18 protein-coding genes are annotated in these 17,885 nt (G+C 36.1%); 9 read left to right on the top strand and 9 right to left on the bottom strand.

Annotated elements, in window-relative coordinates:
• Position 1: 1 nt before the first annotated feature.
• Both AMS59_RS18865 and AMS59_RS18860 read left to right on the top strand, forming a co-directional pair.
• Positions 2-586: a xanthine phosphoribosyltransferase gene (locus tag AMS59_RS18865; protein WP_053485286.1), complete on the top strand. Its 585-nt coding sequence runs from the start codon at positions 2-4 to the stop codon at positions 584-586.
• A 190-nt stretch (positions 587-776) separates the two neighbouring features.
• Positions 777-2,075 carry a nucleobase:cation symporter-2 family protein gene (locus AMS59_RS18860; RefSeq protein WP_156304718.1) on the top strand — a complete coding sequence of 433 codons (1,299 nt, stop codon included), beginning with the start codon at positions 777-779 and terminating at the stop codon, positions 2,073-2,075.
• A 250-nt stretch (positions 2,076-2,325) separates the two neighbouring features.
• Here the strand turns inward: AMS59_RS18860 and AMS59_RS18855 are convergent, their stop codons facing one another.
• The 3 genes from AMS59_RS18855 to AMS59_RS18845 are packed head-to-tail and all read right to left on the bottom strand — an operon-like array spanning position 2,326 to position 3,732.
• On the bottom strand, positions 2,326-2,868 hold the full coding sequence (locus tag AMS59_RS18855) for a hypothetical protein (RefSeq protein ID WP_053485285.1): 543 nt from the start codon (positions 2,866-2,868) through the stop codon (positions 2,326-2,328).
• Between the two features lie 10 nt (positions 2,869-2,878).
• Positions 2,879-3,295 (bottom strand): hypothetical protein, encoded by a 417-nt coding sequence (locus AMS59_RS18850; protein WP_053485284.1) that lies wholly within the window; start codon positions 3,293-3,295, stop codon positions 2,879-2,881.
• Positions 3,292-3,732 (bottom strand): LytTR family DNA-binding domain-containing protein, encoded by a 441-nt coding sequence (locus AMS59_RS18845; RefSeq protein ID WP_053485283.1) that lies wholly within the window; start codon positions 3,730-3,732, stop codon positions 3,292-3,294. Before AMS59_RS18845 ends, AMS59_RS18850 begins: the two co-directional genes overlap by 4 nt.
• 606 nt (positions 3,733-4,338) lie before the next feature.
• Between AMS59_RS18845 and AMS59_RS18840 the strand changes: the two genes are divergently transcribed.
• Together AMS59_RS18840 and AMS59_RS18835 are read left to right on the top strand one after the other, a co-directional pair.
• Positions 4,339-4,860, top strand: a complete 522-nt coding sequence (locus AMS59_RS18840) for a DUF2179 domain-containing protein (RefSeq protein WP_053485282.1) — start codon at positions 4,339-4,341, stop codon at positions 4,858-4,860.
• A gap of 242 nt (positions 4,861-5,102) precedes the next feature.
• Entirely contained in the window at positions 5,103-5,672 is a 570-nt protein-coding gene (locus tag AMS59_RS18835; RefSeq protein ID WP_053485281.1) for a YitT family protein, read from the top strand.
• Positions 5,673-5,715: 43 nt separating this feature from the next.
• Here AMS59_RS18835 and AMS59_RS18830 read toward each other — a convergent pair whose 3' ends face one another.
• Complete coding sequence (locus AMS59_RS18830; RefSeq protein ID WP_053485280.1) at positions 5,716-6,597, bottom strand: DMT family transporter; 882 nt, start codon at positions 6,595-6,597, stop codon at positions 5,716-5,718.
• A gap of 102 nt (positions 6,598-6,699) precedes the next feature.
• On the bottom strand, positions 6,700-7,860 hold the full coding sequence (locus AMS59_RS18825; protein ID WP_053485279.1) for a PucR family transcriptional regulator: 1,161 nt from the start codon (positions 7,858-7,860) through the stop codon (positions 6,700-6,702).
• A gap of 396 nt (positions 7,861-8,256) precedes the next feature.
• Between AMS59_RS18825 and AMS59_RS18820 the strand changes: the two genes are divergently transcribed.
• The 3 genes from AMS59_RS18820 to AMS59_RS18810 all read left to right on the top strand — a co-directional run bounded on the left by AMS59_RS18820 (position 8,257) and on the right by AMS59_RS18810 (position 11,707).
• A complete protein-coding gene (locus tag AMS59_RS18820) occupies positions 8,257-9,156 on the top strand; it encodes an EAL domain-containing protein (RefSeq protein WP_053485278.1) in 900 nt (299 codons plus the stop codon).
• Positions 9,116-10,072 (top strand): GGDEF domain-containing protein, encoded by a 957-nt coding sequence (locus tag AMS59_RS18815; RefSeq protein ID WP_053485277.1) that lies wholly within the window; start codon positions 9,116-9,118, stop codon positions 10,070-10,072. Before AMS59_RS18820 ends, AMS59_RS18815 begins: the two co-directional genes overlap by 41 nt.
• A gap of 240 nt (positions 10,073-10,312) precedes the next feature.
• Positions 10,313-11,707 carry an L-cystine transporter gene (locus AMS59_RS18810; RefSeq protein WP_053485276.1) on the top strand — a complete coding sequence of 465 codons (1,395 nt, stop codon included), beginning with the start codon at positions 10,313-10,315 and terminating at the stop codon, positions 11,705-11,707.
• A gap of 86 nt (positions 11,708-11,793) precedes the next feature.
• On the opposite strand, the gene AMS59_RS18805 is transcribed toward AMS59_RS18810, so the two are convergent.
• From AMS59_RS18805 to AMS59_RS18795, 3 genes are all read right to left on the bottom strand, one after another.
• Positions 11,794-12,108 (bottom strand): hypothetical protein, encoded by a 315-nt coding sequence (locus tag AMS59_RS18805; protein ID WP_053485275.1) that lies wholly within the window; start codon positions 12,106-12,108, stop codon positions 11,794-11,796.
• A gap of 300 nt (positions 12,109-12,408) precedes the next feature.
• Positions 12,409-12,963, bottom strand: a complete 555-nt coding sequence (locus AMS59_RS18800; RefSeq protein ID WP_053485274.1) for an SLOG family protein — start codon at positions 12,961-12,963, stop codon at positions 12,409-12,411.
• 204 nt (positions 12,964-13,167) lie between these two features.
• A complete protein-coding gene (locus tag AMS59_RS18795) occupies positions 13,168-14,334 on the bottom strand; it encodes a DUF418 domain-containing protein (RefSeq protein ID WP_053485273.1) in 1,167 nt (388 codons plus the stop codon).
• Between the two features lie 103 nt (positions 14,335-14,437).
• On the opposite strand from AMS59_RS18795, the gene AMS59_RS18790 reads away from it, so the two are divergent.
• Positions 14,438-15,139, top strand: a complete 702-nt coding sequence (locus tag AMS59_RS18790; protein ID WP_053485272.1) for a response regulator transcription factor — start codon at positions 14,438-14,440, stop codon at positions 15,137-15,139.
• A complete protein-coding gene (locus AMS59_RS18785; RefSeq protein ID WP_053485271.1) occupies positions 15,136-16,779 on the top strand; it encodes a sensor histidine kinase KdpD in 1,644 nt (547 codons plus the stop codon). The genes AMS59_RS18790 and AMS59_RS18785 overlap by 4 nt, the downstream gene beginning before the upstream one ends.
• A gap of 101 nt (positions 16,780-16,880) precedes the next feature.
• On the opposite strand, the gene AMS59_RS18780 is transcribed toward AMS59_RS18785, so the two are convergent.
• On the bottom strand, positions 16,881-17,786 hold the full coding sequence (locus AMS59_RS18780) for a TetR/AcrR family transcriptional regulator (protein WP_053485270.1): 906 nt from the start codon (positions 17,784-17,786) through the stop codon (positions 16,881-16,883).
• Positions 17,787-17,885 lie beyond the last annotated feature (99 nt).

The following is a 17,885-nucleotide window of genomic DNA, read 5'->3' as shown; positions in this document are numbered from 1 at the left end:
AATGAAGTTATTGCACGACAAAATTTTGCAAGAAGGTAAAGTATTATCTTCATCTGTATTAAAAGTAGATTCATTTTTAAATCATCAAATTGACCCAATGCTTATGAAGGAAATTGGTCATGAGTTTGCCAATCGCTTCTCTGATCAGGTCATTACAAAAATATTAACGATCGAATCTTCAGGTATCGCACCATCTGTTATGCTAGGGCTTGAAATCGGTGCTCCTGTAGTGTTTGCACGTAAACGTAAATCTTTAACACTATCAGATAATCTTTTTTCTTCAAAAGTACATTCTTTCACGAAAAATGAAACAAATGATATTTCAGTATCACGCAATTTCTTAAATGAAGATGATAACATTCTAATTGTTGATGATTTCTTAGCTAATGGAGAAGCTGTCAAAGGCTTGCTTGATATTGCAGCACAAGCTGGTGCAAATGTTGTGGGTGTCGGCATTGTTATTGAAAAAGGCTTCCAAGATGGCGGAAAATTATTACGTGAGCAAGGGGTTCGCGTGGAATCATTAGCAATTGTAGATTCACTTGAAGATGGCAAAGTAACATTTGCTGCGGAGGCTAATGCGTAATGAATGCCGATCAATTATGCCTCGGCATAATTGCGTCCGGAATCGGCTTTGTGCTTGCACAAAGAACTCCTTTCCGATTCTGTGACATCCGCCGGAGGCTTTAACTTCTTTCAGCGTGTGTTTGGACACCCGCTGAAAAGTAGCTTAAATCTGCATTCATCACATCACCTATAGAGGAGGGAAACTTTTGCTGAAAGAAGTTAAATCGACGACGCTAGCTATTCAACATTTACTTGCGATGTATGCAGGAGCCATTTTAGTGCCATTGATTATCGGTGGGGCAATTGGTTTTGATTCAGCACAAATGACGTATTTAGTAGCGATTGACATTATGATGTGTGGGATCGCAACGCTTTTACAAGTGTATTCAGGTAAATTTATCGGTATTGGTTTGCCGGTAGTACTAGGCTGTACATTTACAGCGGTTAGTCCGATTATTGCAATCGGTACTAATCCTGAACAAGGGATTACTGATATTTATGGATCTATTATTGCATCAGGTGTAATCATTATGATTATTGCAGGCTTTTTTGGTAAGTTAGTTAAATTCTTCCCACCAGTTGTGACAGGCTCGGTCGTGTCGATTATCGGTATCTCTTTATTACCAGTAGCTTTAAATAATATGGCAGGTGGACAAGGTGCAGCCGATTTTGCATCTCGCTCTAATGTAACTTTAGCGTTTATTACATTGGTTATTATTTTAGTCGTTTATCGTTTTTCTACAGGCTTCATTCGTGCAATTTCCATTTTAATCGGATTAGTTGCGGGGACAATCCTAGGAGTATTTATGGGGAAGGTTGATTTTAGCCCAGTGTCAGATGCTGACGTATTACATATGGTTCAGCCATTTTACTTCGGGATGCCAACATTTAATGCATCTGCGATTATTACAATGACGCTTGTAGGAATGGTTTCTTTAGTAGAATCAACAGGGGTTTATTTTGCGCTAAGTGATATTTGTAAGAAAAAATTAGATTCAAAAGATTTATCACGTGGGTACCGTTCAGAAGGTCTTGCCTCTGTTATCGGTGGTATTTTCAACGCTTTCCCATATACAACTTTCTCACAAAACGTGGGACTTACACGTATGTCAGGCGTAAAAGACCGTAAAGTCATTTACATTACAGGTGGTTTACTAGTAGCACTTGGCTTCCTACCAAAAATCGCGGCATTAACAACGATTATTCCAACACCAGTACTTGGTGCGGCAATGCTAGCAATGTTCGGTATGGTTATTACACAAGGTATGGGCATGCTAGTACCTGTTATGAATGAGTCAGCTGAAAACGCCATGATTGCTGCAATTGCAGTCAGCCTTGGTGTCGGTGTATCTGTTGTTCCAGGGATTTTCGAATCACTGCCAAAAAGCGTTTCTATCCTAACTTCAAACGGTATCGTCTGTGGTTCTGTCACAGCGATTATCCTTAATATTTTATTCAACATGATTGGGCCTAAGCATAAGGAAGACCCGATGCATGGGGAAGCTTAACGGAAAAATTAAATAACTTTCATCCTAAATACCCCGCATATTTTGATGAAAAGAACGTTGTAAAGTCGCCTGTTTCTTAACTATTAATTTAGTTGAAAGTAGGTGGCTTTTTTGTATGCGTAAAAGAGTACATGTTAGGAGGGTTGTAGAAAAAAACCATTATTGAGTTTCACATTTAAACAAGCATTTGATTATTTTTATTCAACTAAAAAGGTGAAGAGAAATCAAAAGCTAGTCTGATTTTTTTAGACTAGTTTTTGATTTCCTTTTTCAGCATTAAAAATAAGAAAAGCACACCAATTTCTACGATTAGCGAGACAAAAATAATATTTAAATGGATGAAAATTACACTTATAAAAATAGCTATACAAATAAATATTGAACTATATCGATAACTTTTTGATTGATAAAAGAATGAATATGGTAACAAATGTGCACCGTAAATAATTGCATATACAGGTAAGACCCACATAGGTGCTTTAATTAATAGAAGAATACAAATAATTAAATATAAAACTTGATTGTTTGTTGCAATTAATAGTCCATTAATCAATGGATTTTCTTTATAAAATAAATCAACATTTAATATTTTGGCACAAAGAATTGAAACAGGAAACAGCAATGCACCACAAGATAAAATACCAATATTTTTTATCATTAAATCTAAAGGCAACAACATGATTATTGTGATAACTCCCCAAATAAATATTGAGGCCATTATAAAAGGAAGCCCCTTCTTTTGTTTCTGAGTAATATCATTTAATAGTACTTGTAAGCTAGTATTGAGGTTCATTTCAGTCTCCTTAATTTTCTAGCGATCTATTCAAACTATCCGCTATTTTTTTATTTTCATATTTTGAGAAAAAATAAAATCCGATGATATGACCAATCAACGTTATCACTAAAATTAGCAACAAATAAGGTTTGATAAATTCAAATACTTTCAGTGAAAAAAGATAAACACTTCCTATGCCACAGAAAAAATTCAAAAAAGTACTAATAGTAATTTTTGTTGTTCCTTTTAATGTAGAGTAGTTCCATAAATAAGGATAAGCTATACCAAAGACAATCCCCAGCAGAACGCTAATACCAATTAAATTCCAAATATAAAGAAAGTTGACTATTTCTTCGTGAAGATTAAAAATAGTAATTAAAAAAACAATCCAAATCAATCCCAAAAATGAAACGTACAAAAAGCTGTTTTTTAAGTCTTTTATCATATCAATTTCTCCTTAATAGATTTTGCATAATGTCTACTGACAATATACTTATTTTGTTGTTTTGTAATAACTTCCAATCTAGCATGACTTCCCGAAGCAAATGCGCGTATTTGCTTCAAATTCAGAATCGTCGAATTGTTGATTCTAACCAATCCGAATGATTCCAAGTAAGATAATTCTTTTAAAATCTTATTCAGCAATAGCTCTGTACCATCTATTAAAAAGATTTTGGTAAAATGACCAGATGCTTCAATTGCTTCGATGTCATTGAGTTCAATCACAACCTGACGATTTGTTTTGAAATCTGTTGCGCTTAATGTTATAGATTGAGAAAAATGCTGTTCAAATGTCGATAGCAATTTTTTATTCGATGGATTACTAATAATCTCAATTTCAGAAGATGATTGATTGTTTTTCCAAATATAGTTGAATTTCATGTTGATCTCCTTTCTGTTTTAATCGTAGCAACACTTCTCAGAACTTACGATGATTTTTCGTTTTGTTGCAAAAAAAATAGACTTTGTTACAACATTGATTCAGTAAATTTTAAGCGGGCCACAATGTAAGGAAGACCCGATGCATGGGAAAGCTGCTTATAGGATCTCTATAATAATGTCATCTACTTCTATAGTAGGTGGCATTTTTTTATAAAAAGTAGATGTTTAAATTTTAATTGTTAGGGAATCTAGAAAATAGATACATTTTAATAGAATGCAAATCGATGTCTCAACATACATTTATAGTATATCAGGCGTGTTGATTAGGAAAAAATAAGTTTATTATTGAGCGATAAAAGGATTTTTCCGTTACCACTTTGCCAATATATTTCCATTTTAACTGATTGTAGCGTAGGGCTACTCGACTCCCGCGGGAAAGCGAGACAGACGAGACCCTGCACGGAGCGAAGCGGAGGAAGCGGCTCGACGCTCGCCCGCAGGAAAGCGAGTAGCCCGTAGCGGAAATCAGCCTCTTTGGATGTATAAAAATGGTTAATCAACACACCTGATAGTATATAAAACTACTTTTTGAAAGGTCTCTTACAAATGCAAAGTATATTTCTGATTTTAATACTTCAATTAATTTATGTGCCTTTTTTAACGTTACGTACAATACTTTTAGTGAAGAATGTTACTTTCCTTGCCGCCATATTCGGTATGCTGGAGATGTTAGTGTATGTATTTGGCCTTTCACTCGTTTTTAGTGGGAAACAAAGTATGTTAGCTATGGTCTTTTATGCAGTTGGCTTTGGGTTAGGAATATTTTTAGGGGCAAAAATTGAACGTAAACTAGCGATAGGCTATGTTTATACGACCATTAATACGCAAAATAAGAATGAGGAACTTGTGAAATTTCTTCGTAATGAAGGGTTTGCAGTCACGATCTACATTGGTGAGGGGCGAGATAGTAATCGCTATAAATATGAAATATTAACAAAGAGAAATCGCGAGACAGAATTGTTCCAAATTGTTGAGCATTATGAACCGAATGCTTTTATTATTTCGTACGAGCCCAAATCATTTAAAGGCGGATTTTTGCTGGATCGCATGAAGGTAAAACGCAAATAGTTTTTTCTAACATTGCCCTTTTGTTTATATGCAAAAAGGGCATTTTTGGTGTATCTGCACACCCGATACTCTTTTCCAATTCCAGACGCAATTATGCCGAGGCATAATTGATATATGAGAAATTTAGCGACCAAGCTCGATAAAAAATATTAATACTATGACACCGACAGACGTGAACAATAACATGTTCAAATCGATTTTTTCATATTATAAAAACATGCTAAGTCTCGGAGGGGGGTTTTATGTATTTTATTAAGAAAGGCTTGGTCATTCTTATAGGAAGTGCCGCGTTATCATTAGGAATTAATTTATTCTTAACGCCCTATAAAATTTTAGATGGGGGCGTTGTAGGAATAGCGCTTATTTTACACTATATATATAAGCTTAAAATAGGTTTAATGATCATCATTATTAGTCTTCCTATTTTTGTTATTTCTTGGTATAAATACAGAGCGTATTTTTACAATAGTATACATGGATTATTCGCATATTCTCTTAGTATCGATTTACTAAAGCCCGTCCGGAATCTTATTCATGTAGATGCCATCTTTAGCGCCGTATTTGGAGGAATACTTATGGGTTTTGGTGTTGGTTTGATGCTTAGATTTCAGACAAGCACTGGTGGTACAGATTTGATTGCACAATTTTTAAGTGATAAAACCGGAATTAATGTCGGGATACTTATTTTTATGATAGATTCAATCGTCATCGTTATAGGGGGACTGCTTTTATCTTCTAGTACATTATTGCTTTCTATTATTACAGTTTTGGTAGCGGGGATTACTACAAGTATCATGACTAGCCGTGTTTAATAAAAAAATAGCTTCAGTAGGACTGAAACTATTTTGAAATCCGTTATCGAGAGCTCTTCAACATTCGTTTTTTAGGATGTGCAGGCTTTACTTCTGCAATTAATATGGCGAGTAAAATCAGTACTGCCCCTACAACCATCCGACTTGTTAATACCTCATGTAAGAATATAACGGATAGTACCATGCCGAAGAAGGATTCTGTAGACAGGATAATAGCTGCTTTTGTAGCAGACGTATATTGATTCGCAATATTTTGAAAAAGATAGGCGAGAGTAGTTGAAAAAATGGCTAAATAAATGATTGAATAGATGGCTTCTTTTTCAAGAGTAGTTGGGATATCGCCTTGACTGACTACGACTAAGACACCTAAAAAAGATGCTGTCATAAATTGAATAATCGTCAGAGCAATGGCATCTTCCTTTTGGACAAAAAGGTTCGTACAAAAAATATCAAAGGCAAAGGCGACAGCACAAGCTAAGGAAAGCGCATCTCCGATATTCATCGTCAGTGAGCCCTGTAAAGATAGCAAACCAATACCAATAATAGCTATTATCGAACCGATAATTTCATAGCCATCTATCCGACGCTTGTAAACCGCAAATGCAATTAATGGAACAATAATGACATTGACAGCAGTTAAAAATGCATTTTTAGATGGTGTTGTATATTGTAACCCTACTGTCTGAAGGGCAAAGGCAATATACAAAATGGTCCCTAATAAAATACCTTTCCAGATAACGGATTTAGAAGCTCTTTTTAATCTATATCCAAATAAGACTGTTAGTATTATAGAAGCTAATAAAAATCTACCTGCCATTACTTGATAGGCTGTTAAATATTCCAATGCAATAGCCGTTATGACAAAACCGCTACCCCAAACGATTGCAGTGACTAATAGCATACCATCAGCTATGTATTGTTTCATCATTCGTCCTCCTAACTTCAATAGAATAGCATGAGATGGAAGAAAATAGTTTGATTTTAATTCTAAAAATTCAGGCGTTTTTTTGTACTTATTCCAAAGCTGTCATTCGACATTCATTTTGCTATGTAATAAGTACAATTTAACGGCTGCAGCTAAACGTTCATAAAAAACATAATCATTTTCTAAAGGTGCTACTAGCTGACGTATTTTTGACAGACGATAACGGATTGTGTTTGGATGGCAGAAATGAGCCACTGCTACTTCCTTAATATTGCCTTGTTTTACGACATAGGTGATTGCTGTATTCATTAAATCCGGATCAACCTTTTCCTCAAGTAGGGGACCAAGATAGCTATTTACATAGTCCATAGCAAATGTAGCGTCCTTACGATGTAATTCAATTAACAACCAATCAGAAGCGAGGTTCTCATAATGACATATAGGAGCTGTTTCTATTTCAGCCATGATACGTGCATAAAAGGCTTCGCGAACAGCAGTAGGAAATTCTGTTTGTGTTACGTGACAACGACTATAGCCAAAGGTCATTGATTCAGTTGAGATTGCATACATCGTCAACCATTCATTGAGAAGTTTTTCAAATTGAAATGACTGTGATGGATGGGTCATTAAAATAAAGAGGCTCTTTTTAAAGGTGCACATCATACTAGATTTCAATAGAGGCTCTAATTGAAAAAGAGATTGCATCCACTGGCTATTTGCATGATCTTGCATTTGAATATTTGCTACAAATACATATTTTTCAAAGGGCTTATTGATTTGCTGTAATATCGACTTTATTTGTTCATCAGTTACTTCTTCCTCCATAAGTCGTCGCATAATCGTTTCTAAAAAGAATGAATAATCCTGTGTTTTTGCATAGGCCATCGTTTCTAAAATAATCTTTTCAAAAAATTCGTCTCCGCCAAATCGCAATATCGGGAAATTGTGTTCATCTGCATAGACTAGCACTTCCTCTGGTAAATCCTCATAGATGACAGGCTTATAGGCTAAAGCACTTGCCCCCAGCTCAATAAGGCTTTTCACGGCATTCCATAAATATTCTGGCTTCTGCTTTGCGAATAATAAACTGCTTAAAACAACGCTATTCGGTGTGAAAATCGTTTCTCTCACAGTTTGAATATCAGGCGAAAATTCAAAGTCTAGAATTTCCACATTTTGAACGGGTTTATGTAAACCATTGCGACCAGCAACGACTGTAAAATCTTTTGTAATTGGCAGTTGTAAAAAGTTCTCTACGTTCATTGAGATATCAAGCACCCTTTCTTGTGATTGAGCTTCTATTTCTTATTATAAAAGTACTTGTCAGTAAAATACTAATAGTATCGCTGAAAGGACACAGTAAAATCGCGATAAAGCACGGTGAATCGCTGATAAGGCACGGTGAATCGCTGATAAGGCATGAAGAATCGCTGATAAGACACCACAAATCGCTGATAAAGCACAACCAATCTCCACTAATTTTTTGTTCGAACGACCTTCTCCACATCCTGAATTTATACCACTCGATCAACTGATCAAAAAAGATTATTTTCATAAGGGAATCTAGTACTAGAGACACCTCTTTTTACATGAAATTCACAGTGCATTTACAATAAAAGCGTACAATAGATCCTAATAACCGATTTAAGAGGTGCGAGAATGGAGTCTGTTGTAAGACAAAGCATAAAAACAAGTAATTTATTTTCTTATTTAAAGTTTTTATATGGGCAGCATCAAAACAATACGCTCTATATAAAACGTTTAAAAGCATTGAAGCAAATTATTCAGGACAAGAATTTACATACTTATTTTCAGCCTATCGTCGATTTACAGACGAGGCAAACGGTTGGTTTTGAGGCACTGAATCGCCCAGAGCCTTCAGAATTGTTTCATAGTGTTGATCAGTTTTATGAATTTGTTGGGCAAACGGACTGCGTATTTTTATTTGAATGCTTTTGTCGCAATCTTTCATTACAGCGTTTCAAAGAACGACTGCACGGAGAATGGGTAAATAGAGATTTTCTAGTATTTGTCAATATACATCCTAATGTTTTACTAGATAAGAACTACCATAGTGGTGAAACCTTGCAGTTATTAAAGGAGCTTGGCATAAAACCACAGCAGGTAGTGTTTGAGCTAACTGAACGTAGTGCAGTGGTAGATTTTGTAGAGTTTGAACGTGTATTATCGCATTATCGATCGCAGGGCTATCGAATTGCAGTGGATGATGTGGGTTCAGGCTATAATAGCTTGAAAACGCTAATTTATTTAAAGCCAGAATTTATTAAACTAGACCGTTCCTTAATACAATTTATTGATAAAAACAGCGAGCAGCAGCAGCTTGTTACTTTGCTGATGCGATACGCAGAGCAGGCTGAGACGAAAATTATTGCAGAGGGTATTGAACGCCAGGAAGAGCTTCATTATTTACATAATATTGGTATCCACTATGCGCAAGGTTATGCGATAGGGAAACCCGCAAAGGAAATACATTTGGGGAAAATAAGGATGGATGACCATGATGATAGGGGAAGTCATAGTAAACGTTCCTTGTATTGATGAATTTGTGAAAAATCAAGAAGTGGATTTGCTTTTTACAAGTAATCCGTTATTACGTAGTGTGGTCGTTGTTCGAGATGACAAACCAATTGGGCATATTACACGTACACATTTCTATCAAAAAATTGGTACACGCTATGGCTATAATTTATTTATGGATCGGCATAATCAGCTAATTATTAAAGAGAATCCTTTAATGGTAGAGCGCAATATACCTATAACAGATGTCAGTACGTTAGCGATGTCTAGACCTCCAGAGGACTTATATGATGATGTGATTGTAACAAAGAATGACTTATATTATGGTGTAGTGAGTATTCGGGAGCTACTGTTAAAGCTCGTAGACACACAAGTGGCTTTTGCTAGCTTTTTAAATCCTTTAAGTAGTCTACCAGGCAATAAATTAATTGATGAAAAGCTAGAGGAAGCATTACAGCTATCGCAATATAGTTTAATGTATTTTGATTTAGACCATTTTAAATCTTACAATGATACGTACGGTTTTAATAAAGGGGATAAAATTTTACTGTATTTAACAGATATTTTGAAAAGAAATATCGTTTGTGCAGAAGATTTTTTAGGGCATATTGGTGGAGATGATTTCGTTGCAATTCTTCCGCATTATGAGGCTGCGCCAATCTGTCAAAGGATTATTGATGAGTTTGATGCATGTATTTTAAGCTTTTATGATGCAGAGGATTTAACAAACTTACAAGTACAAAATAGGGCTGGTAAACTAGAGCCTTTATCTTGTACTACGCTATCCATTGCGGTTATTACTAGTCAATATCAGCAATTTGAATCTGTTGATCAATTGTCAGATGCGGTGACACGTGTGAAAAAACAATGTAAAAGAATTTCGGGAAGCTGTTACCTTATTAATGACCATGAAAAAGAAACTTACCTCGTTCATTAAACGAAGTAGGTCAGACTGTGGGCAAGCTCGTAATAATTTGAGCTTGCCCACAGTCTTTTTTTACATATCCATGGAGAAGATAACGGCATTTTTATTAAAATCAGTTTTTGGGCATAATCAAAAGAAATAAACTGCTCACTTTAGGAAATTATTAATCTAAACAAAACATACTTGAATTATAGGGATTATAGGTATATAATTCGATTTACATTATAATTAAACTTCTTAGGAGGCTGTCTAGTGTCTACATTACAAATTATTCTTAACGTTGCCGTTTTACTCGTATTCGTTGGAATTTTATATTTTATGAATAAAAAGCACGTTAAGTTTTCAAATCGCGTTTTTACTGGTCTAGGCTTAGGGATTGTACTTGGTCTTGGACTGCATTTAATATATGGTATTGATTCTGATGTGTTAGCTAAAACATCAAATTGGTACAATATTATCGGTACTGGCTATGTTAAATTACTACAAATGGTTGCGATGCCATTAATTTTTATTTCCATCTTAATAGCCTTTACGAAAATGAAGGTTGGTAAAAACTTCGGGAAAATGGCAGCTCTTATTTTAGCCATTTTAATCGGTACAACTGCAGTATCAGCTGCTGTTGGTATTTTTTCAGCAACAGTGTTTCATTTAGATGCTTCACATATTATACATGGTGCTGCAGAGACAGAGCGTGGAGCATATTTAGAGGAAAAAACTTCTGGATTAACTGCACCGGATTTACCAACGCAAATTATTGAGTTGTTCCCAGCAAACCCATTCCTAGATTTAACAGGTGCTCGCTCGACATCAACAATTGCTGTTGTAATTTTTTCAGCGTTCTTAGGTTTTGCTTACTTACGTATAGCACGTAAGGATGAAGACACTGCCGCTACTATTAAAAAGGGCTTGGATGCCATCTATGCATTAGTAATGGGCGTTGTAACAATCGTCTTACGTTTAACACCATACGGTATTTTAGCAATTATGGCACGTACAGTTGCTACATCTGATTTCGGGGCAATCTATAATCTTGGTAAGTTTGTTATTGCATCTTATGTAGCATTATTTATCGTGTTATTCGTACATTTACTAATTCTTACTTTAAGTGGTTTAAATCCATTTACGTATTTAAAGAAATCTGCGGAAACATTATTGTTTGCCTTCACTTCACGTTCAAGTGCAGGTACTTTGCCAATGAACATTAAAACACAAACAGGTCGTCTTGGTGTACCTGAGGGTATTGCAAACTTCTCGGGCTCATTTGGCTTATCTATTGGTCAAAATGGCTGTGCTGGTGTTTATCCTGCAATGCTAGCGATTATGATTGCACCGACAGTTGGGATTAATCCGCTTGATCCAGTGTTTATCATTACTGTTATTGCAGTGGTAGCAGTCAGCTCATTTGGTGTAGCTGGTGTCGGCGGTGGTGCGACATTTGCAGCAATTCTTGTATTATCAGCACTTAATTTACCGATTGCACTTGCGGGTGTATTAATCTCCGTTGAGCCATTAATCGACATGGGCCGTACTGCTCTTAATGTAAGTGGTTCAATGACTGCAGGTGTGACAACAGCACGTATTACAAAAGAATTGGACACTGAAATGTACAATAATAAAGAGTTAGGTGCTCAAGTATCGGATCTTTAAAAAAGTCGGAGCTACTCTCATTTTTTGAGGGTAGCTCTTTTTTATTGGAGATAAAAAGTGGGTTGTTATGTAAGAAACAACCCACTTTATATTATTTTTACATAAAAATCTTTACCGTTTATAAGCTCGGTCAGTTCCATGTTGTGATTTGTTTTATAGTAATTATAAATATTTCGCGCTAATCCAGAGTGTCCATTTAAATATGTTCCCTTTTTAATCTCTTTACATGGATTATGGAAATCAAAATACAAGCGAGAATCGTGGCACATGACATCCAAAATTGCTTTAAACTCTTGTTCTTCAATATGAATCCCTCGTGTATATCTGCATTCTCTGCGGTACGTATCATGAGAAACATTCACCGGCGACGACTCAAGAACCATTTTGATTTTTTTACTCAAATGTTAGCAACTCCTTTTTAGAAATTAGCACTAAAGGGTAGAAAAGAAAATGTTTAATATTCGTTAAAAGAAATACCATTTTTATATAAGTTGATTGGAGTGGAGACTGGGCGACTCCTCGGGGATCAGCGTCACAGATGAGACCCTGGAGCGAGCAACGCGAGTGAAGCGGCTCATCGGACGCCCCCAGGAAAGCGCCCAGTCGGAACGGAGATCAACGACACGCTATTGTGATGATCCATATCTATAACTAATATAGTTTCAGTATATAATTATCAGAAAATTATAGCAATATTTTACCTACCAATCTTGTTGCTGTATTTCTTCTGCTACTACTTGTAAATCATAAGCGGAAATCATTAAAAGTGTATATTCGTGTGTTTCCATATATTTTTCTGCTAGACGTTTCATATATTTCGGGGAGCCTTCATTTTCTTCATCATAAATTAGCAGCAGACCATCTGTATTTTGGATAATGAATTTGTCTTTTTCGATAAATTGCCACGGAGCCTCGTATGGCTTTTTCGTTACACTCGTTACAAAGTCCGCTTGCGCTACTAATGCCTGATATTTTTCTTTTTTGTGTTCCTGCCAATTTTTCTCCTGCTCTAAAAAAGGAGTGATCACAGCATATTTTAAATGAGGAAATTCATTTCTTAGCGTTAGAATAACCTCAGTACCCCATGTTTCTACACCTTGCTGGCCACTTATAATTACCCATTCTAAACCTTCATCGATCAATATACGTAGACGGTTTTCTAGTGCTTTTTTTATGATGGCAATGCCCGGGTGCTTGTCATTAAAAATGCCCAATTCATGTGGTCTATAGCCAGTAATAATAATTCGCTGTAGCAAAAAAACGCCCCCTAAGCTGTATAGTATGTGTAGTCATAGTATACAGTAGGGGGCAAGTGAAAATGAATTCCAAAATGTTGTTGTATAGTTGTTCCCAAGTAAAGTTGCTTGTTTTATTAAAAAGCAAATAGTGTTAAAACTACAGCTACAGCAGTACAGATTCCTAAGAACCACCATGTATCCGTAAAGTCCTCTTTGGAGTCACTATTCATGTAAAGTACTTCCTTTCTGCTTTATTTTAATCTGTCCGTTCCAAGACCAATTCGTCCACACGCGCAGTGCAGTTTCGAATGGTCCGCGTTTAAATTTCTTGAAATAGGCAAGGCTGAAAACACATTGCAAGCTATACACGACGATTCCGAATAAAATACCGCCAAATACACCGAGCTTGCCGTATAAGCCTAGACCATATCCGTAAAATACTGTTGTACAAATAATGGTTTGCATTAGATAATTGGTTAATGATAGTTTACCGACACTCTCAAAGGCAGGAGCGAGACGTTGTACAGGGCGGGTTTCGTATATTAAAGCTGCAAGGCAGACATAGCCAATTGAAAGTAGCTGTGAACCACCCATCATCAACATGCCGGAAAAATAGCTATCTATAAAACTTAAACTTTTACAAGCTAAGCCTACAGGAACGAGTATTGATCCAATCAAATACCATTTCTTTTCACTTTCCATATTTACAAAGGCTTGCATTTTAGCGAGACCCATACCAAAAAGGAATAGTGGTGCATACATGATAGGTGCCAAAATTAAAAGAACGAATATAATAGCAGAATCGTCCATTCCAGGAGGTATGGCATTTGAACGGAAATCCTGTATTTCTAAATAACTTCCATTCGCATACACATCATCGGCTTTCTCTATATAGGTTGCTATTTCTTTCTGTTCTTTTTTTGTTTCTTCTAGGGAACCAAACGATAAGGCTGTAGTAAGTAAAAATAAGATGCCTGCCCAAATAAATAATGTTTTTGGTTTTCGATTAATAAATGGGATTAAATATAAAGTCATACAGCCGTATGAAAATAAAATATCGCCATCCCATAAAAATGAATGGAGCCAACCTAAAGCAATTAGCCCCGTTGCTCGGCGTAAAATGGACCATCGACTCTTATCCTTTTTTCTACGAATAGACTCTATAAGTTTAATAAGAGAGAAGCCAAATAAAATGGTGAAGATCGGCATAAATGATCCCTCTATAAAGATTTTTACAAAATACAAGGCCCCGTTATCGAGGGCAGAAAGATTTTTTAGTTCATCTTTGCCATACATGCCAAACTGGAAAATCAACAGATTCGCCATTAAGATGCCGAATAAGCTAAACCCACGCATTGTATCTATGAAGGTAACACGGTTAGTTGTCATTGCGTTTTATCTCCTTAATTGGTTATCTTATACATAGTGTAGTTCGTAAAGCTTATGGTGAAATGATGACTACCTTAAAGTAATCTTAAAAGAAGGTGATAGCATGCAAGACGCGTCAATTTTAGTATTAGAGGACGAACGTGCAATTGCAGAAATGATTGAAATTATCTTAAGAAAAGAAGGGTTTTTAAATATTACACTCTGCGACACTGTTCAAGAGGCAAAAAAGAAAATTGAAACGAAGGTTTTCGATTTTTATCTATTAGATATTATGCTCCCGGATGGTAGTGGACTTGATATGGCGAATATGATTCGAGAGCAAAGTGAAGCACCTATATTCTTTTTAACGGCAAAAGGTAGTGATGCAGATAAGCTTCGTGGTTTTATGAATGGTGCAGACGATTATGTTACAAAGCCATTTAATCCACTTGAGCTTGTTGCGAGGGTGAAGGTCCAGCTTGCGAGATATGTGAAGAAAAAAGATGTGCCAGAAAGTCATTTATTTACATGCAGTCGGTTTACATTCGATATCGATGCTGCAGAGGTGACTGCAAATGGTACAAAGGAAATTATTAGCGGTAGGTTATTTTATTTATTGAAATATTTATGTGAAAATGCAGGGCAAGTATTATCGAAGGAGCAAATTTACGAGCGCGTATGGGGTGACTGTTTGTTTGATGATAATACTGTGATGGTTCATATTCGAAAACTGCGAGAAAAAATAGAAAAGAATCCAGGTAAACCAGCCTGCATTATTACTGTAAGGGGTATCGGTTATAAACTTGTTGGAGATGTTCATTCATGAAGCCAGCTAGAAGATTAACGCTTCGTTTTGTATCTTATTTCATCGTTTTTTATTTATTAATCATTACAGGCTTTATTATAAGCTTGGTGTTTTTTGCAATCTTTATCAATCGTCATGTCGGTGACGATATTCATATAATGAGTTCCTCTGAAATTAAAGATGATGCTGTCGTAGAAAACGAAGAATCTATTAAGATTGCTGATTATTTAGTGAAGCGAGCTAAGGAGAACTTAGGGCAATTATATTTGTTCAATAATTCGATGGACATTGTTGATTACACGGGAGATACATGTGAACTATGTAGTATGACAGATAACGAAATAATGACTCTTAAAAGGCCGGGAATGCACACGTGGGAGATTCCTAAATACCATCTGTTATTCCTCCCGGCCTTACCTGTCCAACCGCTATTTGAGGAAGTAGTTCGGGAATGGAAGGAAAAAGGAGAGATTTCTTCAGAACTGCTCCAGCGTTTACAGGATAAGAAGGCCTCAGTTGAAATCTATAATAAGCAGTGGGAGCGTGTAGAAGTCATTGGTAAGCGCTATAAAAAGCTCTATAAGCCTCAATTGTTGGAAGAGAACTACGATATTTTTGAGTATAAAGAGCTTTCGCGAAATGTTGCTTTAGAGGACGGCTCGACACTAGTTGTGCGTATGCCCAATCCATCATATAAGCCATTTGAAGAGCCTTTTAATAAAGCGATGGTTATATTTGTTTCCATCTTCTTTGGTGGACATATTATATTGTTAATAGGGGTCTTCTTTTTATCGATTAGCATTTCCCGTCAATTTGTTCGTCCGCTTGTTTATGTATTATCTCGTATCGAGCGGCTAACGCAGTTTGACTACAGTAAAGTAAGAGATAAAAGTATCCATCATCGGAAGACAGGGAAGTTAAAGAAGAAATTTAAATTATTTCAGCCAGTTGATGAATCGATTAATAATTTATCAGAACGCCTTTCCTCCAATGAAAGGCAAATTAAGCAAGTAGAGCAATTACGTGAGGAATGGATAACAGGCTTATCCCATGATTTAAAGACACCGTTAAGCTCTATTTATGGTTATTCAACAATGCTTGCTTCTGAGGACTATGAGTGGACGAAGGAAGAAATGCGCGTCTTTGCAACTACGATGCAGGAGAAGGCGACGTATATGGATGCCCTTATACGAGACTTAACATATACGTACCAAATAAAAAATAAAGCGATACAGCTTGAAAAAGTGTTGTTACCACTCAACGTTTGGTTACCTCAATTTGCAGATGAGCAAGTGTCTGTAAAGGTTTATGGGGATGTCATACTTGAAGCGGACGAGCTTTTATTAAAGCGCATTTTAGATAATCTAATAACCAATGCTAAAAAATATACGCCTGACGGTACAAAGGTGAATGTGGAAGCGCAAAATATAGGCCAGGAGATTATGTTGACAATTACCGATCAAGGTCCAGGAATTCCTCAGGAGAAGCTCGATAACCTCTTTGAGCGATATTATCGAGGTACAAATACTACGGATGATACGGCGGGTACAGGTCTAGGATTGGCTATTACGAAGCAGTTAATTGATTTACACGATGGTACCATAAGTGTCCAATCAGGATCGGAAGGTACAGTCTTTGTATTGAAATTTAAACGTAAATAGTAGTTTTTGTTTCTAATAGAGTAAATACGAAAAAAGGGGCTATATGAAAAGTGTGATACTACACTTTCCGTATAGTCCCTTTATGTGTCTAAAGATAGGTTTTACTTAATACAGCGCTCTGATGGTCGTTCAATTTTTACATAGCGCCATAAGCTATTAGCAATGTCACGTGCCTCTTCTGCGTGTTCGGTCCCAACGAATGCTTTACGGTAAGGTGTAAGAAGAGATTCGATGATAAAGAGCTTTGGCTTTTCGCGCTGTAGTTCCTCTAATAAGAATTCCACATACTCTAAGCCTTCCGTTGTTTCATTCTTAGACAATCCTTTTTTAAAGCCAGATAATTGCTCGATGACCGTTTCCTTATCTACATTTCTATAGTTCGCGACGTTTTGTATCGTGTTGATCATTTCCGTACTAATGAGGATCTCTTTTGATTCAAGCATAACGGGTATAATGACGCTAATATTGCGTAGTGCTACACGTACAATGGCTTCGCGATTTATATATTTATAGTCAGCTATCAAGACAGCACGTAATGCAAGGTTAATCATACCAAGTGTCTGCACAGCACATTCATAGCTAATTGGACTAATTTCTTCTCCAAAAACTTGTACAAGTCGGTTAGCAAGCCACTCAAGTTCTTGTAAATGATAGTTTAAAATGATTTTTTTTAGTTCATTATCACGAGAATGGAAAACCGATTCAAAAATTTGAATTAAATTATGTTCTCGATTGACATACATAAGTACCGCAACTTGCTGTGTTAATACTTCCAAATCAGTAGGATCTTTGCCGTAAAGAAGTTCGTGGCGGCGATTACTAGCCTCCTCACGCCCTTCATCTAATATGGCGATTAAGCATTCATTTTTAGAGGAGAAATGATTGTAAAATGTACCCTTTGAAATTTTAGCGGAACTAATGATGTCGTTAATCGATGCATCCACGAATCCTTTTTCAATAAAAAGAGCACGGGCAGCAGTAATGATTTGTCTTTTTCTTTTGTTCATAACCTCACCTTTTTTTAAAATATTATACTCTTATTCTACATTAAAAACGCCTATATATCAACGTTTTAAAAATTTTTAATCTTAATTGTTGAAAAAAGT

This window comes from Lysinibacillus sp. FJAT-14745 (assembly GCF_001275675.1).
GTDB lineage: Bacteria > Bacillota > Bacilli > Bacillales_A > Planococcaceae > Lysinibacillus.
Note: the sequence above shows the minus strand (reverse complement) of the source record. Positions and strands in the feature narration are given on the sequence as shown.